This is a genomic window from Caballeronia sp. LZ008 (genome assembly GCF_031451435.1).
GTDB classification, from domain to species: domain Bacteria; phylum Pseudomonadota; class Gammaproteobacteria; order Burkholderiales; family Burkholderiaceae; genus Caballeronia; species Caballeronia zhejiangensis.
Genome location: NZ_JARUXK010000004.1, coordinates 344,114 through 362,673, shown reverse-complemented (window position 1 = coordinate 362,673; position 18,560 = coordinate 344,114). Strand labels below are relative to the sequence as shown.

At 62.3% G+C, this 18,560-nt stretch carries 16 protein-coding genes; 5 read left to right on the top strand and 11 right to left on the bottom strand.

The features are described 5' to 3' along the window. Positions 1 to 250, top strand: a 250-nt coding sequence (locus QCE49_RS26410) for a hypothetical protein (RefSeq protein ID WP_309806590.1), incomplete at its 5' end; no start/stop codon positions are given. A gap of 61 nt (positions 251 to 311) precedes the next feature. Here QCE49_RS26410 and QCE49_RS26405 read toward each other — a convergent pair. The 3 genes from QCE49_RS26405 to QCE49_RS26395 all read right to left on the bottom strand — a co-directional run bounded on the left by QCE49_RS26405 (position 312) and on the right by QCE49_RS26395 (position 3,805). Then, the gene (locus tag QCE49_RS26405; RefSeq protein WP_250440757.1) at positions 312 to 692 is read right to left on the bottom strand and encodes a DUF4148 domain-containing protein; all 381 of its coding nucleotides are present in this window, start codon (positions 690 to 692) and stop codon (positions 312 to 314) included. Positions 693 to 1,041: 349 nt separating this feature from the next. Beyond that, a complete protein-coding gene (locus tag QCE49_RS26400) occupies positions 1,042 to 3,465 on the bottom strand; it encodes a penicillin acylase family protein (RefSeq protein ID WP_250459757.1) in 2,424 nt (807 codons plus the stop codon). A 169-nt stretch (positions 3,466 to 3,634) separates the two neighbouring features. Continuing rightward, positions 3,635 to 3,805 carry a hypothetical protein gene (locus tag QCE49_RS26395; protein ID WP_008354446.1) on the bottom strand — a complete coding sequence of 57 codons (171 nt, stop codon included), beginning with the start codon at positions 3,803 to 3,805 and terminating at the stop codon, positions 3,635 to 3,637. 248 nt (positions 3,806 to 4,053) lie between these two features. Here QCE49_RS26395 and QCE49_RS26390 point away from each other — a divergent pair, with 248 nt between their 5' ends. From QCE49_RS26390 to QCE49_RS26375, 4 genes are read left to right on the top strand one after another with little or no spacing between them, the layout of a single operon-like run. Further along, a complete protein-coding gene (locus QCE49_RS26390) occupies positions 4,054 to 5,010 on the top strand; it encodes an HlyD family secretion protein (protein WP_250459748.1) in 957 nt (318 codons plus the stop codon). Then, positions 5,007 to 5,960, top strand: coding sequence for an ABC transporter ATP-binding protein (locus QCE49_RS26385; RefSeq protein WP_404989950.1), 954 nt, complete (start codon positions 5,007 to 5,009; stop codon positions 5,958 to 5,960). The genes QCE49_RS26390 and QCE49_RS26385 overlap by 4 nt, the downstream gene beginning before the upstream one ends. Beyond that, positions 5,957 to 7,117: an ABC transporter permease gene (locus tag QCE49_RS26380; RefSeq protein WP_250436103.1), complete on the top strand. Its 1,161-nt coding sequence runs from the start codon at positions 5,957 to 5,959 to the stop codon at positions 7,115 to 7,117. The genes QCE49_RS26385 and QCE49_RS26380 overlap by 4 nt, the downstream gene beginning before the upstream one ends. A 10-nt stretch (positions 7,118 to 7,127) precedes the next feature. Then, on the top strand, positions 7,128 to 8,567 hold the full coding sequence (locus QCE49_RS26375) for an efflux transporter outer membrane subunit (RefSeq protein ID WP_250459746.1): 1,440 nt from the start codon (positions 7,128 to 7,130) through the stop codon (positions 8,565 to 8,567). Here QCE49_RS26375 and QCE49_RS26370 read toward each other — a convergent pair. The 8 genes from QCE49_RS26370 to QCE49_RS26335 are packed head-to-tail and all read right to left on the bottom strand — an operon-like array spanning position 8,560 to position 18,551. Then, positions 8,560 to 10,089 (bottom strand): class I adenylate-forming enzyme family protein, encoded by a 1,530-nt coding sequence (locus QCE49_RS26370; RefSeq protein WP_250459744.1) that lies wholly within the window; start codon positions 10,087 to 10,089, stop codon positions 8,560 to 8,562. The genes QCE49_RS26375 and QCE49_RS26370 overlap by 8 nt on opposite strands. 52 nt (positions 10,090 to 10,141) lie before the next feature. Further along, a complete protein-coding gene (locus QCE49_RS26365) occupies positions 10,142 to 11,044 on the bottom strand; it encodes an SMP-30/gluconolactonase/LRE family protein (protein ID WP_008354435.1) in 903 nt (300 codons plus the stop codon). Positions 11,045 to 11,059: 15 nt separating this feature from the next. Next, positions 11,060 to 12,004 (bottom strand): 3-hydroxyacyl-CoA dehydrogenase, encoded by a 945-nt coding sequence (locus tag QCE49_RS26360; protein ID WP_175982877.1) that lies wholly within the window; start codon positions 12,002 to 12,004, stop codon positions 11,060 to 11,062. Positions 12,005 to 12,031: 27 nt separating this feature from the next. Beyond that, a complete protein-coding gene (locus tag QCE49_RS26355; protein ID WP_008354431.1) occupies positions 12,032 to 14,131 on the bottom strand; it encodes an ABC transporter permease in 2,100 nt (699 codons plus the stop codon). A 10-nt stretch (positions 14,132 to 14,141) separates the two neighbouring features. Continuing rightward, on the bottom strand, positions 14,142 to 15,653 hold the full coding sequence (locus QCE49_RS26350; RefSeq protein WP_250459734.1) for a sugar ABC transporter ATP-binding protein: 1,512 nt from the start codon (positions 15,651 to 15,653) through the stop codon (positions 14,142 to 14,144). A gap of 9 nt (positions 15,654 to 15,662) precedes the next feature. Next, a complete protein-coding gene (locus QCE49_RS26345) occupies positions 15,663 to 16,790 on the bottom strand; it encodes a sugar ABC transporter substrate-binding protein (protein ID WP_008354427.1) in 1,128 nt (375 codons plus the stop codon). 40 nt (positions 16,791 to 16,830) lie between these two features. Next, entirely contained in the window at positions 16,831 to 17,604 is a 774-nt protein-coding gene (locus QCE49_RS26340) for an N-acyl homoserine lactonase family protein (protein WP_008354426.1), read from the bottom strand. Between the two features lie 14 nt (positions 17,605 to 17,618). Then, the gene (locus QCE49_RS26335) at positions 17,619 to 18,551 is read right to left on the bottom strand and encodes a 3-keto-5-aminohexanoate cleavage protein (RefSeq protein WP_008354425.1); all 933 of its coding nucleotides are present in this window, start codon (positions 18,549 to 18,551) and stop codon (positions 17,619 to 17,621) included. Positions 18,552 to 18,560 lie beyond the last annotated feature (9 nt).

Below are 18,560 nucleotides of genomic sequence, written 5' to 3'. Positions count from 1 at the left end.
TGTGAGACTCTTGATACCTTTGCTATTGCCGATTCCGAAGAACCAGCCGCACTCGCCATCAAGCGCCCACACTTATCGGCTGTTAGTTTTTAAAGAGCACATCGCAAGACAAGCCTTACTTCAACTTCTGTCTTGCGTCGCTGCATCAGCAGCAGAGAAACGAGATTATGAAGAGCCGATGACATCTCCGCAAGCCCCTTTCGCAAATTATTTTTCTGCGCCCGCCAAACGCCGCTGGACGTACAAATAGCCAGACATGCAAACGCGGGAAGTCCCGACCGACTCCCCGCGCTCACCAACAGCCCGACGACTCAGCTTCCGAAAAACAGCGTGCAATAACTCGCGGGCCCGACGCAATCCGACGTAGACATCCACATCGAACCATGCTTCATCGACATCGGCTTGCGCATCGCGCCTGAACCCGACGCCGCGCCGCCGGCATGGGTGCCGCCGTACGCTTCATTCGCTTCGTTCGTGTTCCGCCGCGCGGCGACCTTCGCTTCCGCCGCCTGAATATCCGAGGGATAGTTGGCTTGCTCGCCCGTGGCCGGCGAATACCCCGCCTGTTCGAGCTGAACAAGCTCGGCCTTGACTTGTTCGCGCGTCAGAGGGGCGTTCTGGCTCTGCGCGAAAACGAACGTGGGTGCAGCGACCACGGCGACGGACACGACGATTTTGGCGATGGCGTTCATGATGTTCACTCCGACAGAAAAGGTTGACCGGATCGCACGCGATCCACGACCTCATCGAACGCACAGGGCCCTTGCGCGGCTTCGACTCACTCGACCTAGGTTTCAAGCGTAGAGGCTTCGATTGGTTAACCCGGGTACGCAGCGATCTATTCCCGCGTCGAATCAGACTCTATAAGAAGAAAAAGGAAGGAAGCGCGGAGGACGAACCGGATGAGGAGTCCGGCAAGGCGCCACCCAGCACCCGTCCACCGCGATCGTAATTGTGATGCAAAGCGCCGTGAAGATCATCGGCGCTCGCGTTGAAGAAGCCTTGCCGCTCCCGCAACAATGGCGCTCACGCAGCCCGTGCTCAATGCGCGTCCGGCACGAGATGCACGCGTTTCTCCGTTGCGGCTTCGACGGCCGAGCGCGAATACAGCAACGGGAAGTACTGCCCGTCGAGCCACATCTGCGCGAGATCCCGATAATGCGGGCTATCCGGATCGCCCGATTCGCCAGGCAGATTCACCGCACGCGAGTTGTCCCAGTTGCCGACATCGACGACCACACGAAACGACGGTCCGTTCGTCTCGCGGAAGTCGCTCGCGCGATAGGTCGACTGATTCGGCGTGTAAGCGCTGCCTCCCTTTCCGATCGGCCCGACGTTCAGCTTCGCACGCATGTCCGCATCGACGACATCGGCCAGAGGATGCGCGTTGAGGTTCGTTTGCAGCTTGCCCCAACGCCACTGGGTTGCATCGGCGCCTTGCAGCTGACGCATCTCCGCATAGGCATCGCGCAGACTCGAAAGCAGAACGGCATCGCGTTTGGCCAGCGCCTCATCGCCGAAGCGCGTCTCGGGATGTTCGAGCGAATCGAGCATCACCGAGGTATCGGGTGCGCCGAACGACGCCGCCGCGTCCTTCGGCAACACCGCTTCCTTGAACGTGCGTCCGAGATGACGCGAGAACCATACTTCTTCGAGCGCGGCTTGCGGCGAACTCGCGCTCATGTGCGCGTCCCAGTCCTTGAGCATCACGAGCGCGGCGCGTGTGTCTTCATCATCGCTCGAAAGCGGCGCGAGCAATGCGACGAGCCTGCGCGCCGGAATCGAAACGTCATCGTTCTGCAAGCGCTCGGAGTCTTCGATCGACACCCTCGGCAGCGATTTCAACACTTCGTCGATACGCTGATGCCGCGACCCGTTGGTCCATTCGAAGCCGAGCTTGCGCTCCGCATACGGATAACCCGCGGGCAGATTCATTTCATTCGACGTGGTGAAATAAGCTTGCGCCGGGTTATAGACCGAAGGCATTGCATCGCGCGGCCAGAAGCCCGCCCATTCATAGCGGCCATCGCCGGGCACGGGCATGAGGCCGTCCCAGTTCGGGCGTTTCGGCGCGAGGCCGCTCGGCACCCAGCCGATGTTTCCATCCTTGTCCGCATAGAGCTGATTCACAGTCGGCGCGCCCCATGTCGCAAGCGATGCCTTGAACTGCGCGTAATTCTTCGCGCGCATATAGCGCATCGAATCGAAATACGGCGACATGCCGGGCGACAGCCACGCCGTGCGCACGGCGAAGGCGCGATGCTTGCCTTCTTCCGTATAGATCACAGGACCGTGTCGCGTGTAAAGCAGATCGGCGGTGACGGGAGCGCCATTACGCACGGCGATCTGTTCACGCACGACGCGCATCGGCTCCCACTTGCCCTTATAACGATACTGCCGCGAATTCGCCGGATTCAACTCGTATACATAGAGATCTTCCTGATCGATGTTGAAGATCGTGAGTCCATAAGCGATCGAGCCGTTATGCCCGATCGAAATGCCTGGCGCCGAAGGTTCGCCCGCGCCGATGATATCGAGCGTCGGCGTGCTGATCTGCTGAATGTAGCGAAGGCTCGGCGCGGCATAAGCACGATGCGGATCGTTCGCCATGATCGCGCGGCCCGTCGCCGACTTCGATGGCGCGATCACCCAGTTGTTGCTGCCTTCGGTCACTTCCTCGGGATTCTCGGCTGCGGCGATCATCGTCGTCGATGCATCCGTGCTCTTCATCGACTCCTTCGTCACGCGCACGCCTTGTGTTGCGAGCGTAAAGACTTTGAGGACATCATCGGGAAGGCAGGGATCGAGGCCCGCGGGCGTCTGCGCTTTCCACTGCGGCTGCAGTCCGAAACGCACGGTGTCCGCGTCGAGCGAGCTCTTGCACGTCACGCGTGCACGCGCGACTTCGCTTGTGAGATTTCGCGTGAGACCGTGGCTGCGAATACGCACGATATCGTCGGCGCTCCATTTCGCCGGCCAATAGCCGATCTTGCGAAACTCATAAGGCATGCGGTCCGGATGCGCGGCAAGCCAGTCGATATACGCATTCACGCCGGCTGCGTAGCGTGTCGCGGCAGGCTTCGCATCGGGACCATAGCGCTGCCATTCGGTCGCCATGTCGCCGCGATAAAGAAAGAGCCGCGTGGCCTTGTCCTGTTCCACATAAGCGGGACCGAAGACCTCCGAAAGCTCGCCGAGGCCGCGTCTGCGCCACAGATCGATCTGAAACATGCGGTCACGCGCGGCGTTGAAGCCTTGCACGAAGAAGGCGTCGCTATCGTTGACGGCGAAGATGTGCGGTACGCCCCAACGGTCGATCAGGATGTCCGACGGTTGCGAAAGACCCGCAACGGCAATCGTTTCATCGCCCGGTGTATCGGCGAATGCGATTCGCGCGTCGAGCGGTGCGATTAGAGATGCGCCGATCGTCAGCGCAATCAGGCGTTGTCCCTTTCTTCGATTCATCTTGGCGTCTCCGTTCTTATCAGTGTCGATTCCAGTCACACGAATATCGCACTGTAATTCGAATGCAGGAGACACGCAAAGGTTGTCGGCGGTTATTTAATTCGGACGCCGAATCTATTCGCGAAACGCTTTCACCCGAATGACGCCATTCTCGAACAGCGACTCGAGCTCACTCGTCCTGCCGCGGCTGCTCCTGCAAAGCCGTATCGCGGATGACTTCCGCGAACTTCTCCAACGCCTGCAGCGGACCACTCACGCTGTTGTATTCCTGCGTGCCGATCCGGCCTTCCAGCACCACTGAAAAGCCGCAGTCCTGCGCGATCTTCAAAAGATTGTCCATGTCGTAGTCGCCTCGTGTCGCTATCAGCGAAGCACACGTAATGCCTGCTCGCGCTTTCGTCTTACTTTCGCTCGTGGCGTCGTTTTACGCCGGCGCATCCGCCCCGCCTGTAATTTTTACTCGCGCCGTCTATCCTTGATTTGGCACACCCGCGTGCGACCCACCGCCGCTCTGCTTGACACCGACGAGCCGCCTCACGTATTGTTTGGTAGACCAACCAAGTAACGAATACTTCCACGGAGCGCGCCATGAGCCGCATCACCGCCATCCCGACCTGCTTGCTTTTCGCCACGGCGCTCGCGGCGTGCTCGCATCAGGACCGCGATATCTATCAGGGCTACGTGGAAGGTGAATTCGTCTACCTCGGCTCGTCGCAATCGGGCAAGCTCACAGCGCTGTCCGTCGCGCGGGGGCAAACGTTGAAGGCGGGAACGAGCGCCTTCATGCTCGAATCGGCCGATGAAATCGCCGCCCTCGATCAGGCACAGCGTCAACTCACGGCCGCGCAGTCGCAACTCGAGGACATCCTCACGGGAAAGCGCGCACCGGAGGTCGCATCGGTGCGCGCGCAACTCGCGCAGGCACGGGCGAACGCTCGCAAGGCCGCGCTGCAACTGAGCCGCGATGAAGCGCAGTTCAGCGCGGGCGGCATCGCCAAAGGGCAGCTCGACGATTCGCGCGCGAATGCGGATGCCGCCGCCGCGCAAGTACGCGACCTCGCCGAACAGGTCGATATCGCACGCCTGCCGGGCCGTCCTCAACAGATCGCGGCGCAACGCGCGCAAGTCGCAGCCGCGCAAGCCTTTGTCGCTCAGGCGCAATGGAAGGTCGACCAAAAGCGCGTTGCGGCGCCTGCGGACGGGCTCGTGTACGACACGCTTTATCGTGTCGGCGAATGGGTACAGGCGGGCAGTCCGGTCGTGCAGATGTTGCCGCCGCAGAACGTGAAAGTGCGCTTCTTCGTTGCGGAAAAAATGGTGGGCAGCCTCGCAACGGGGCGCGCGATATCGATTCATTGCGACGGCTGCACGGAAGACGTGCCCGCGAAAATCACCTACATCTCGAATCAGGCCGAATACACGCCGCCGGTCATCTATAGCAACGAGAACCGCTCGAAGCTCGTGTTCATGGTCGAAGCGCATCCTCAACCGGCCGATGCATCGAAGCTGCATCCGGGCCAACCCGTCGGCGTGAGGTTGCAATGAGTGTAACGAGCATGCAGGACACGCAATACGTCATCGACGTCCAGAATCTCAACAAGCACTTCGGCGACAAACACGTCGTCAACGATGTATCGCTGCAAGTCGCGCGCGGCGAGATCTTCGGCTTTCTCGGCCCGAACGGCAGCGGCAAGACAACATCCATCCGCCTGATGTGCGGCCTGCTCACCCCCGATTCGGGCAGCGGTACGTGCCTCGGCTACGACATCGTGCGCGAAAGCGAAGAGATCAAGCGCAACGTCGGCTATATGACGCAGCGCTTCTCGTACTGGGAAGACCTGACGATTCGCGAGAATCTCGACTTCGTCGCGCGCATCTATCAGATGAGCAATCGCCGCGAAACCGTGGATCGCGCGCTCGAAGCGCTCGGTCTGCAGAGCCGCGCGAGTCAGCTGACGGGCTCGCTCTCGGGCGGATGGAAGCAACGCCTCGCGCTCGCCGCATGCATGCTGCACGAGCCGAAGCTGCTCCTGCTCGATGAGCCGACCGCAGGCGTGGATCCCACCGCGCGCCGCGACTTCTGGGAGGAGTTGCATCGTCTCGCCGCGAAAGGCATTTCGGTGCTGGTGAGCACGCACTACATGGATGAAGCCGAGCGATGCCACAAGCTCGCGTATATCGCGTATGGCAAGCTGCTTGCGCAAGGCACCGCGAACGAAGTGATCGCATCGCAAAACCTCGCGACATGGAGCATTCACGGCGAGCATTTGAGCGAACTTTCCGAACGCTTGCGCAAGACACCCGGCATCGATCAGACCGTCGTATTCGGCTCTGCGCTGCATGTGAGCGGCAGCGATCACGCCGCGCTCGAGGCGGCCGTGCGCGATGCGACAAAAGACGGCGCAACGCGCGCCGAGCCGATCGAAACCGGACTCGAAGATGTCTTCATCTATCTGATGAGCCGGTCGACCGACAACTTCAAGGTGACGTCATGAAGGCACGCGGCCCGCTCGCGATATTCGCGCGCTTCTCCGTGACGCGCTGGTGGAGCATCGTCATCAAGGAGTTCCTGCAATTGCGGCGCGACCGCATCACGTTCGGCATGATCGTCGGCTTGCCTATCGTGCAGCTCGCCCTCTTCGGCTACGCAATCAACACCGACCCGAAGCATCTGCCGACGGCCGTGATCGTCGGCGATCAGAGTCCGTTTTCGCGCAGCTTCATCGCGGCAATGGAGCACTCCGGTTATTTCGACATCGTCGAGACGCTGCCCGACGACGAAGCTGGCCGTCGCGCACTTGCGCAAGGCCGCGTGCTTTTCGTGCTGAACATACCCGTCGACTTCTCTCGCAAGCTGTTGCGCGGCGAGCGGCCCGCGCTGCTCGTCGAGGCCGACGCGACCGATCCGAATGCGGTGAGCAAGGCGAGCAACGCGCTGACCATGCTCGTACGATCCGTTGCCGACAAGGACATCACGGGCCCGCTTGCTCGTTTGAACGCAACGCCCGCCCCATTCGACGTGCAGGTCCACAACCTCTACAACCCCGAAGGCATCACGCAATACAACGTCGTGCCCGGCTTGATGGGCGTGATTCTCACGATGACGCTCGTCATGATGACCGGCCTCGCGATGACGCGCGAACGCGAGCGCGGCACGATGGAAAACCTCCTTGCCACGCCCGTGCGTCCCGTCGAAGTGATGACGGGCAAGATCGTGCCTTACGTGTTCATCGGTCTCATTCAGGCGTCGATCATTCTCGCGGCCACGCGTTTCGTCTTCCATGTGCCGCTCGTCGGCAATCCGCTCGCGATCTATCTCGCCGCGCTGCTTTTCATCGCCGCGAATCTGACAGTGGGCATCACGCTGTCGTCGCTCGCGCAGAACCAACTTCAGGCAATGCAGCTCACCATGTTCTATTTCCTGCCGAACATCCTTCTCTCCGGCTTCATGTTTCCGTTCGCGGGCATGCCGGCGTGGGCGCAGTTCATCGGCAATTTGCTGCCGCTCACGTACTTCAATCGCCTGATTCGCGGCATTCTTCTCAAGGGCAACGGCTGGGCGGACCTGTGGCCCTCGGTGTGGCCGATGGCGCTCTTCACCGTCATCGTGATGGGCATTGCGTTGCGCTTCTATCGGCGCACGCTCGACTAGGGAAACATCGATGAAAAAGATTCTTCCCCTCTGCGCGCTCATGTTGTGCGGCTGCACTGTCGGCCCCGATTTTCATGCGCCTGCGCCGCCGGACACGCAGACCTATGTCAAAACGCCGGTTGCGGTAAAGGACTTTCCCGCGGCCGATCATGCGCTGCCGCGCTGGTGGACGCAGTTCGGCTCCGATACGCTGAACCGTCTCGTCGATCGCGCATTGAGCGACAGTCCCACGCTCGACGAGGCGCGGGCGAAGCTCGTGCAGGCGCGCGAGGACTATCGCACGCAGGCGGGCGCGACATACTTTCCCGTCTTCGATGCCTCGCTCTCCGGCTCGCGTCAAAAGGTCGATCCTGCTGCCTTCGGCGTGCCGATTCCGAGTCCGGGTCCGTTCACGCTTTATGATGCCTCGGTGAGCGTGTCTTACACGCTCGACTTCTTCGGCGGCGAGCGGCGCGTACTCGAAGCCTTGCGTGCGCAAGTGGACTATCAGTCGTTCGAGCTCGATGCGGCGCGGCTTTCGATCGCGGGCAATGTCGTTGCCACCGCGATCCGGCGCGCTTCGTTGCAGCATCAGATCACGCTCACCGAAGGTCTCGTCGATGCACAGATGCGTCAACTGTCCATCATGGAAGGCCGCCTGAAGGCGGGCGGCGTCGCGCCGTTCGACGTGCGCAGCCAGCGCACGCTCGTCGAGCAGACGCGCGCAAACCTTCCGTCGCTCGTTACGCAACGCGATCAGGCCGATCACCGGCTTGCAGTGTTGCTGGGCGTCGAGCCATCCAAGGCCGACTTCGATGCCATCACGCTCGACTCGCTTCATGTTCCGGGCAACGTTCCGCTGACCTTGCCCTCGACGCTCGCACGCGAACGACCCGACATCCGCGCATCGGAAGCGTTGCTGCATCGGGCGAGCGCGAACGTCGGCGTGGCGACTGCCGACCTCTATCCGAAGTTCTCGCTCTCTGCGGGCGTGGGAAGCCAGCGCACGAACATCCACGACATGCTCAATAGCCTCAACGTGTGGAACGTCGGCCTGAATCTCACGCAGCCGCTATTTCATGGCGGCGAGCTGCGCGCGAGGAAGCGATCGTCCGAAGCGGCCTACGAAGCAGCCATGCAAGCCTATCGACAGACCGTGCTGGACGCGCTGCAACAAGTCGCCGATAGCCTGACCGCGCTTCAAAACGATGCCGATGCCCTGCACGCGCGCGAGATCGCGGCGAACGAAGCGCAAGCCAATCTCGACACAGCCAGCGCGCGCTTTACGGCGGGCGGCGTGAGCCGCTTCGATCTGCTCGACACACAACGTCAGGCGCTTCAGACGCAACTCGATTACGCGCTCGCGCACGCCAATCGTCTCTCGGACACCGCGGCACTTTTCCAGTCGCTGGGGGGCGCAGGCGAAGACACGAATGCAGCGAGCAAACCGGTTGCATCCGCAACTAATTAGCGAGCTTTCCGAGCCGATGCTTGAGCACCTTGCCGCTCGCGGACGCCGGCAATGCATCGAGTATGCGGATAGAAGAAGGCCGCTTGTAGGGCGCGAGCCGCTCGCCGACCCACTCCGCGAGTTCGCTTTCGCTCGCCGTGCAGCCGGGCCTCAATTCGACGAACGCAAGCACGTCTTCATTGCCCTGCACGCTCCGTCCGATCACGGCGGAATGCAGCACGGCGGGATGACTGTTGAACGCCTGCTCCACTTCCGCGGGATACACGTTGAAACCCGAGCGGATGATCAACTCCTTGCTGCGCCCGACGATATACAGGTTGCCCCTCTCGAAGCGCGCGAGATCGCCCGTCTTGAGCCAGCCGTCCTCCGTCACCGTGGCCGCCGTCTGCGCCGCATCGCGGTAATAGCCGAGCATCACGTTCGGCCCGCGCACCCATAGTTCGCCGGTATCGTCGGCGTCGCTTTGATGCGCGAGCGGCACGATGCGCGCCTCGACGCCTGGAATCAGCGGCCCGACGGACGAATCGGGCGCCGGTGCATCGAGCAGCGTGTTCGATACGGTCGGACTGCTCTCCGTCATGCCATAGCCGTTATGCAAGGGCACACCGTAGAACGCTTCGGCAGCGGCCTTGAGCGTCATGTCGAGAGGCGAGCCGCCGCAATAGACGAAGCGCAACGATGGCGCATTCAGGCCGCCGCGCGGCGTGAAATGATCGATCAGCTTCGCATGCATCGCGGGAACGCCTTGAAAGATCGTCATGCGTTCATCGCTGAGAACGCGTCCCGCGCGCGCGGGATCGAAACGCGCCGCAAGACGCAACGTCGCGCCCGCATACAGCGAACCGAGGCACATGGACGCAAGACCGAACACATGCGATATCGGCAGTACGGCATAGACGCGATCGCTGGTACCGACACGACGCAGCGTGCTGGATACTGCCGCGACGAACAGCAGATTACGATGCGACAGCATCACGCCCTTCGGCGCGCCGGTCGTTCCCGTCGTGTAGATGAGCGCCGCGCATTGCCTGTCCGATGACAGTCCGTGCGGCTCCTGCTCAGACGCGGCATCGATATCGCTTAACGCAAACGCGCCGATCGGCGTCGCATCGAGCGATTCGACCGAAGCGCCGTCACGTTGCGCGTGATGCGCGGCGTCGTCGGAAACATCGACGGTATAGAGCGCGATGCGTGGCTTCGCATGCGCGCGGATCACATCGAGCTCGACTGCGGACAATCGCGCATTCACGATCAGCGCCCACGCATCGAGACGGCTCACGGCAAAAAGCGATGCGACGAGCAGGACGCTGTTCTCGCCGATCAGCATGACGCGATCGCCGGCGCGCACGCCCGCCGCACCGAGACGCGCGGCCAGCGCATCGATTGCATCGTCGAGTTGCGCATAAGTCAACGTGCGCGCGTCCTCATGCAACGCGATGTGATCGGGATGCGCCTTCGCACCGCGCGAGATGATCGCGTCGATGCGCGCGGGCAGCGACGCAATGAGCTTGTTCGTATCCATGTCGAGCGATATCGTTCGAGACCCTGAGGCCCGAATGATAAACGCTCATGCTCTATCCCGCGAAACGCGGCTCGGGAATGCCGCGCACGCCGAGGCCCGTCACCGCGAAAAGGCCGCCCTTGTCGCGCTCTTTCTGCGGAATGCCCCACATCGGGCGGCCCATCGTCGATACGTAGAGGATGTCGAGACTCGGTCCGCCGAACATCACGCTCGTCAGATTGCGCACGGGAAACGGCACGACGCGATCGAGTTTGCCATCGGGAGCGAAGCGCAGAATGCGTCCGCCGAAGACGAGAGCAGACCAGACATAGCCTTCTTCATCGACGGTTGCGCCATCGAACGTGCCGGCCATGTCGTGCGCCGATGCGAACAGGCGCTTGTTCGTCGCCGCGCCCGTTTCGATGTCGTAGTCGTAGGCGTACATCTCCTTGCTGTATGTGTCGGTGAAGTAGAAGGTCTTGTTGTCGGGGCCCCAGCATGGGCCGTTCGAACAACTGATGCCGCTGTCGAGCCGCGTGACCTGGCCATTCGTATCGAGCCGGTACAGCCCGCCGCTGCGCGTCGAGCGCTGGCCGCGATCGGCATCGTAGCGGTCGAAGTCGTAGGACATGGTGCCCGCGATGAAGCGTCCACGGCGATCCACCTTTCCGTCATTGAACCGCGTCTCGGGATCGTCGCTTTCGGGATCGGCGATGAACTGCACGGTCTGCGCATCGAAGTCGTAGAAATGCAGGCCGTTCGCGAGCGCGACCACCGCGCCGCCCTGCTCGCGCAACGCCATCGAACCGATGTGACGCGGCACGAAATAGCGCTTCACGTCGCCGCCGTCAGCACGGCAGCTATAGATTTCCGCGGCCGTGCTGTCGATCCAGTAGAGCCGTTCCTCCTTCACATCCCATAGCGGTCCTTCGCCGAGATGATTGTTCGCATCGACCAGCAAGCGTACTTCGGGCATCGTCGTCTCCTTTGTTCAGGCTTCACCGTCCTCGATATCGCGCCGATGCGCGAGCAGCGCCATCAAACGCCGATCGCGCCAGCGGCTGCGTTCTTCGATCTTCTCGCGGGGCAGCACCGCGCGCCGTTCGGCATCGAGCTTGCCGAGCGTCTCGGCGGACCAGTCGAACGGCTTGCGTCCCGCAGCGATGCTCTTGTATGTGCCGCCGTAGCGCGCAGCGTAATCGGCCACGCCACCGGGCGCGTTGAGGTCGATCGTTTCGAACGGGCCCATGAACGACCAGCGCATCGCGAGTCCATCGCGTATCACGGTGTCGAGATCGGCGGCGCTCGCATAACCTTGTTCATAGAGACTCAACGCTTCGTCGAGCAACGCGCCTTGCAGACGATTGAGCAGAAAGCCCGAGATCTCGCGATTCACGGTGACGGGCTTTTGCTTCGCTCCTTCGTAGATGGCGCGTGCGCGTTCCATCGTGTCCTGCGAGGTCCACGGCGCGCCGCACAACTCGACGAGCGGCACCAGCGACGGCGGATTCACCGGATGCGCGACGAGACAGCGTGCGCGGCCTGCGATGCCTTCCGTGAAGGTCGATGCAGGCAATCCCGATGTCGAACTCGCCAGAATCGCGTCAGGCTTCGTGAGGCGGTCCAGTTCGATGAACAACGCACGCTTCGCTTCCACCACTTCCGCGATGTTCTCCTGCACGAGATCCGCGTCGGCGACAGCATCGGCGAGATGTTCGCATGCGGTGATGCGGGCCACGATCGCATCGACGGCTTCATCGATCAGATCGAACGACGCCAGATCCTCGACGCTTTCGCGGATCGCGGGAATCGCGCCGCCGAGCATGTCCTTCGATGCATCGTGGATCGTGACGTTGAAGCCGCTCTTCGCAAAGACGATCGCCCACGCGCGGCCGATACGGCCCGAACCGATCACCGCAATGTTGTTCGCTTGCATCTGCATCTGGTCCTCGTTCGAGTTGGTTTAGCCCTTCTTGTCCCGCAGCGTGATGACAGCCGCCAGCACGACGAGTCCGTTGATGATGTCGCGCACCGCGGGCGGCACCGTGGTTCCCGCAAGCAACGTCCCGAGCGCCGTAAGCAGCAGCGCGCCGCCGAACACGCCGAGATAGTGCCCGCGTCCACCGGTAATCAATGCGCCACCGACGACAACCACTGCAATCGACGGCAGCAGATACGGATCGCCCATGCCGAGAAAAGCTTGCGAGCTGAACCCCGCGAGCAACAGGCCGACGATCGCGGAGCACAAACCCGAAAGGCAATACACGGCGATGAGCGTCGTGCCCACGCGCACGCCCGACAGCTTCGCCGCGACCGGCGAATTGCCGACCGCATACACGCGCCGCCCAAACGGCGTGCGATGCAGGAGCAGCAACGCGATGACGAGAAACACCGGCACGCTCCACGCCGCGATCGACAGCGGACCGAAGCGTCCGTTGGTGAATTCGCTGATCGTCGACGGCGACCATCCTTGTGGCGAGCCATTGCAATAGATCAGCGTGAGGCCTTGCAGCAAACCGTTCGCCGCAAGCGTGACGACGATCGGCGGCAAGCCGAGCATCACGACGCCCACGCCATTGAACACGCCGACGAGCAGGCCGACCAGCAGCACCATCGGCACCGCCCACGCGGCCGCGCCGTTCACGCCGTGCGTGAGTCCGGTCAGCAACACGCCCGACAGCGTGATGAGCCAGGGCATCGACAAGTCGAGTCCGCCCGTCAGGATCACCGCGCCCTGGCCGAGGCCGAGTATCGCGAGAAACAAGGTCAGCGTGAGCAGGCTGCTATAGAAGTTCGCGCTGACGAGCACGCCCGGCCCATAGACAAAGCCCGTGATGACGACCACCGCGAAGAACAGCAGATAAGCCGGCACCACATACTTGACCCATTCGCGATTGCGCTCGATCCAGTCGGCGATCGGTCGTCCCTTCAGCTCCGTGTTTTCAACCGGACGATAATCGTCGACTTCGAACGCAACGCGCCGCGCATGCTTGTCGTCGCGTGCGCGCGTGCCCGTTCGCACCGCCTTGAGCCACTGCGCCGCGTGACGCGCGCATTCATGCGCCGCCGATTGCTTGCCGATCGACGAACCGAGCACCGCGAGAATCAGGATCACCGCTTCGGCTATCGTCGTGAAGAACGCCGATACGTTCAGCACGAGCAGAATGTTCACGGTGATCATCAGCGTCATTGCTGCGAACACGGTGCCGACGCAGCCGCCACGTCCGCCGCCGAGCAACGTGCCGCCGAGCACGACGGCCGTGAACATCGAGAGCAGCAGCGGACGGCCGACGAGCGGATCGGCCGAGCCCGTCTGTGCCGATACATACAGACCCGCCGCCGCGTAGAACATGCCAGCGAGCGCATACGTCGCGATGCGGTAGCGCGTGACCGGCATGCCGTTCGCATACGCGCCGTCGGCATCGCTGCCTAACGCGTACAGACCCACGCCGTAACGCGTGCGCTTGATGAACGACCAGATCAACAGCGCAAGAATCAGCAAGCCCGCCGACATCGGCATCTTGTCGGGGATGAGATCGGCGGTGAGCACCGCGCCGAACTGATCGCCGACGCTGCCGCCCGGCTTGTTCTGAATCAGCAGCGTCAAGCCTTGCACCATGAACATCGTCGCGAGCGTGACGACGATCGATTGCAAGCGAAACCATGCGATCAGCGCGCCGTTGACGAGGCCGATGCCGCCGCCGATCGCCAGAATCAGCGCGGCGCCGCCCCATTGTTCGACGGGCGATCCTTGCACGAAGCGCACGGCAAGTACGTTCGCGAGCGACACGACCGCCGAGGCCGACAGATCGAATCCGCCCGACAGCACGACGATGGTCTGCCCGATCGCCGCGAGCGCGAGTGTAGTTGCGCTCGAAATTACCGATCCGATGTCGTAGAGCCCGACAGGTGTCGCGGACAGCGAAACCCATCCGGCGAGCATCGCAAGCAACGCACTGATCGCGATGATGAGTCCGCGATGATGATCGATGCGCGCGCCAAATCCCACGCGTGCGCCCGGCCGCACGACCTCGCTTTCGGGCGACGCAACGGCTATCTTCATGAGCAACCTCTCAACTGGAAAGCATCTTGCGCATCACGTTTTCTTCGGTCAGCGCGTCGCCGCTCAACTCGCCGGCGTTGCGTCCGCGATACATCACCGACACGCGGTCGCACACGTTGACGAGCTCGGGCACGTCCGTCGAATAGAAAAGCACGGAGCCACCCGCCGCGGCGAATGCACGCATCAGCACGAAGATCTGATGCTTGGTGCCGACGTCGATGCCGCGCGTCGGATCGAACATGAGCCACACGCGGCTTTGCGTGAGCAGCCACTTGGCCATCGCGATCTTCTGCTGATTGCCGCCGGAGAACGACAGACACGGCTTGTACAGCGCGCGCGGATTCACCTCCATCTGCGCAAGCGAGCGACGAATCGCGGCCTGCTCGCGCTTGCGATCGATGAGGCCGAAGCGCGCATAGCGGCCGATCACGGGAAGCGACACATTCTCGCCGCCGGGCAAGCGCAGGAACAGGCCTTCGGTCTTGCGGTCTTCGGGCAGAAAGCTAGTCGATACGCCGGCCTTCAGCGAATCCGCCGTCGATGTCAGCGTCACCGGTTTACCGTCGATGCGAATCTCGCCATCGTCGATGTAAGTGGCACCGAACAGCGCCTCGAACAGCTCGCGTTGCCCCATGCCCTGCAGCGCTGCGATGCCGTGCACTTCGCCCGGCTTCACGGCGAGATCGAAATCGGCGACGACGCCATCGACGCGAACGTTGCGCGTCTCGATCGCCGGCGTCGCGTCGCTTCGTACCGTCGTGGTCTTAGGCGGATACTTCGCCTCCATCGAACGCCCGATGACGAGTCGAATTACTTCGTCATCCGATATATCAGCAGCGTCGAACGCGCCCACATCTCGGCCATTGCGATACACCGTGAGGCTGTCGCAGAACTCGCGCACTTCCTGCATGCGATGCGAGATGAACACGAAAGTCACGCCGCTCGCCTTCAGTTCGTCGATGCGCCGTGAGAGCCACGCGACATCGCGTCCCGACAGCGCGGACGTCGGTTCGTCGAGCAACAGCACTTTCGGCTTGCGCACGATGGCCTTCGCAATCTCGATCTTCTGCCGCACCGGCAACGAAAGATCGCGAATATAAGCGCCGGGACGCACATCGGACAGTTCGAGCCTGTCGAGCCATTCCGCTGCTTGCCGCTGCGCGTCGCGCTTTCTGATGCGCCCGAGAAAACCCGTCGGCTCGTACGACATCAATAGGTTCTGCGCGACCGTGAGATCGCGCACGAGCGTCATCTCCTGAAACGCCGTCTGCACGCCCGCGCGATGCGCGTCCTTCGGGCTCTTCATCGTCACGTCGCTGCCCATTACGCGGATGCTGCCCGCATCCGGCTGCATCAATCCGGACAGCAGCTTGACCGTGGTGGACTTTCCGGCGCCGTTCTCGCCGAGCAGCGCATGCACCGCGCCGCGCTTCACCGAGAACGACGCGCCATCGAGCGCGACGGTCGCGCCGAAGCGCTTCGTCACGTTCGACAGATCGATCGCCAATGATGCGTCGTTCATCGCGCCGCCTCAGTCCTGATTGCCCGTCAAGGCCGCATTGAAGCCGACTTCCTTCGTCTCTTCGGAGTAGATGTCCGCGAACCAGCCCGGCGGCACCTTGTCCGGCGGGAACGCGGTGCAGCCCGCCTTCAGTTCGTCGATGCTGCCCGTCTTGCACAGCTTCGATTCCGAGGTCAGCACAAGCGGCAGCTTGAGCGTCACGCGCGCCGGAAAGTCGCCGCCGTCGAGCTTCTTCACGGCCATCTTGAGCGCCATCGCGCCCGAGTACGGAGGCGCGCCGTAAGAGATCGAGCGATAGCCGATCGAGCGATAACCGCCCTGTCCCTTCACTTCGCCCGGCGGCAGCATCTGCACGCGATGGCCGTTAGACGATTCGCCCGCGCACGGCTTGATCTTGTCGTCGGCAATGCCCGCTTCGAGCTGCATCGACGCCGCCGTGAAGCAGCCGACCTGCATCCACAGGCCGTCGATCTTGTCCCAGCTGTTCGTCGCGAGAATCTTCGAAAGCTCGGTCTTCGCGGTCGCCTGACTCCACATGCCCGTTCCTTCCGCGACGATCTTGATGTCCGGATACTTCGCGAACACGGCCTTCGCCGCCTCGGTGCGTGCGCGATCGACCGACGTGCCCGGCACGCCCGTGATCATCACGACATTGCCCTTGCCGTTGATGGTCTTCGCGAGCCATTCCGCGGTGACGGTGCCCGCCTGATGCTGATCGATCGTCACGTTATGCGCGCACGGCTCGGTGACTTCTCCGTCATACGCCGCGACGACGACGCCCTTCGAGCACGCGTTCTTGATCGCGCGATTGAGCGCCGTCGGCGAGATCGGATAGATGACGATGGCCTTCGCGCCCGCCTGCACCATCGAGTTGATCTGCTGAATCTGCTTCTGCGCATCGGTGCCCGCGACCTGCACTTCGAGATCGACCTTGTCTTTCAGCCCCGGCGTATTGGCCATCGCCTTGACCATGTTCGCGGCTTCGGTTTGCCAGTCGTTGCCGACATAGCTCATCGACAAAAAGATCTTGTATTTGCCGGCCGCGTGCGCCGTGCCCGATACGGCGAGCGCCGCCGCGAACGCGAGGCCGAGCGCTGCCCGTCCCGCATGACGAATCGACTGCGTCAATGCTTTCATGTCTTCCTCCGGTATTCGTATGGTTATGAAGCGGGCGCTTCTAACTTCGGATGTGCGGCAGACGAGCGCTCGCGGGCAGAGCGATGCCCGCGCTGCCGGGCACGACATTCGGGTCGTGTCCGGGTATGACGAAATCGGCGATCTGACGGATGCGCGACAACGAGCCGATCTCCGCCAGCGTTTCATGCACGATGCCCACTGGAACGAGATCGACGATGTTCTCCATGCAGTTCGCGCAATCGCCGGCGATCAGCACGACACCTTCTTCCGTGTCGACCGCGACGGACTGATGCCCCGGCGTATGACCCGGCGTCGGCACGACGCGCACGCCGGGCACGATATCGGTCACGCCGTTCACGAACTGCCAGCGAAAATACGCGAGCGGCTCGCGGCCGATCAGAAACTCCTGGTAATACGTGGCCTGCGTCGGCAGCGGATGACCCGCGTATTCCCACTCGGCCGCCTGCACGATGAAGCGCGCATTCTTGAAAAGCGTGTTGCCGCCGGAATGGTCGTAATGCAGATGCGTGTTGATGACGATATCGACCTCGTCCGCGCTCCAGCCGACATACTCCTTCAACGCGCGTTCGAGCTTTTCCTCCGGCGCCTGATCGCATGGGCACACGAAGTTCGACACCCAGCCTGGATCGTGTATGCCCGTATCGACGACGATCTTCTTCTGCGCGCCGACAATCGCCGTCGACCATACGGGCACCTTCATCTGCTGGCCGAAGTAGCGGCCATACACTTGCGATGAGCGATCGACGGTGAGCCAGCCCGTCGGCATCGCGACTACCTTCAGCTTCGTGCTCACGATGCCCTCCGCTATCAGAAGTTGGTATCGCTCGCGCCTTTGAGCTTGAGCATCTCGCGTGCTTCGGCGGGCGTCGCGATATCGAGCGACAGTCCTTCGATCACCTGGCGAATCTTCTTCACCTGCGCCGCGCTCGATTCGGCGAGCTTGCCCGGCTCGATCCACAACGAGTCTTCGAGGCCGACACGCACGTTCGATCCCTGCGCGACGCCCATCGAGCCGAGCGGAATCTGATGACGTCCCGCGCCGAGAATCGACCATACATAGTCGTCGCCGAAGAGACGATCCGCCGTGCGCTTCATATGCGCCAGATCTTCGGGATGCGGCCCGATGCCACCGAGCAAGCCAAAAACGCTCTGCACGAAGAACGGCGGCTTGACGAGCCCGCGATCGACGAAGTGCGCGAGGTTGTACAGGTGCGAGATGTCGTAGCACTCATGCTCGAAGCGCGTACCGTTATCGCTGCACGACGTGAGGATGTATTCGATATCCGCGAACGTGTTCTTGAACACGAGATCGCGGCTGTTTTCCAGATGCTTGCGCTCCCACTCGTACTTGAATTCCTTGAAGCGATCGAGCATCGGATACAGGCCGAAGTTCATCGATCCCATGTTGAGCGACGCCACTTCCGGCTTGAAGTGATGCGCGGGCTTCAATCGCTCCGCGACGGTCATGTGCGGGCTGCCGCCCGTCGTGATGTTGATGACCGCATCGGTTTCCGCCTTGATGCGCGGCAGAAACTCCTGAAACACGGCGGGATCCTGCGTCGGATGACCATCGTTCGGGTCGCGTGCATGAAGATGCAGGATCGCGGCGCCTTCCTTTGCAGCCGCGAGCGCGGCATCGCCGATCTGCTGCGGCGTGAGCGGAAGATACGGCGACATCGAAGGCGTATGGATCGCGCCCGTCGGCGCGCAGGTGATGATGACCTTGCGTTTCGTTGCCATGTGCTCCTC

Coding starts and splice junctions, on each gene's coding strand:
- QCE49_RS26355 (WP_008354431.1), bottom strand. CDS start 14,131: ATGAAGATAGCCGTTGCGTCGCCCGAAAGCGAGGTCGTGCGGCCGGGC.
- QCE49_RS26350 (WP_250459734.1), bottom strand. CDS start 15,653: ATGAACGACGCATCATTGGCGATCGATCTGTCGAACGTGACGAAGCGC.
- QCE49_RS26360 (WP_175982877.1), bottom strand. CDS start 12,004: ATGCAAGCGAACAACATTGCGGTGATCGGTTCGGGCCGTATCGGCCGC.
- QCE49_RS26380 (WP_250436103.1), top strand. CDS start 5,957: ATGAAGGCACGCGGCCCGCTCGCGATATTCGCGCGCTTCTCCGTGACG.
- QCE49_RS26370 (WP_250459744.1), bottom strand. CDS start 10,089: ATGGATACGAACAAGCTCATTGCGTCGCTGCCCGCGCGCATCGACGCG.
- QCE49_RS26395 (WP_008354446.1), bottom strand. CDS start 3,805: ATGGACAATCTTTTGAAGATCGCGCAGGACTGCGGCTTTTCAGTGGTG.
- QCE49_RS26385 (WP_404989950.1), top strand. CDS start 5,007: ATGAGTGTAACGAGCATGCAGGACACGCAATACGTCATCGACGTCCAG.
- QCE49_RS26375 (WP_250459746.1), top strand. CDS start 7,128: ATGAAAAAGATTCTTCCCCTCTGCGCGCTCATGTTGTGCGGCTGCACT.
- QCE49_RS26405 (WP_250440757.1), bottom strand. CDS start 692: ATGAACGCCATCGCCAAAATCGTCGTGTCCGTCGCCGTGGTCGCTGCA.
- QCE49_RS26390 (WP_250459748.1), top strand. CDS start 4,054: ATGAGCCGCATCACCGCCATCCCGACCTGCTTGCTTTTCGCCACGGCG.
- QCE49_RS26400 (WP_250459757.1), bottom strand. CDS start 3,465: ATGAATCGAAGAAAGGGACAACGCCTGATTGCGCTGACGATCGGCGCA.
- QCE49_RS26335 (WP_008354425.1), bottom strand. CDS start 18,551: ATGGCAACGAAACGCAAGGTCATCATCACCTGCGCGCCGACGGGCGCG.
- QCE49_RS26345 (WP_008354427.1), bottom strand. CDS start 16,790: ATGAAAGCATTGACGCAGTCGATTCGTCATGCGGGACGGGCAGCGCTC.
- QCE49_RS26365 (WP_008354435.1), bottom strand. CDS start 11,044: ATGCCCGAAGTACGCTTGCTGGTCGATGCGAACAATCATCTCGGCGAA.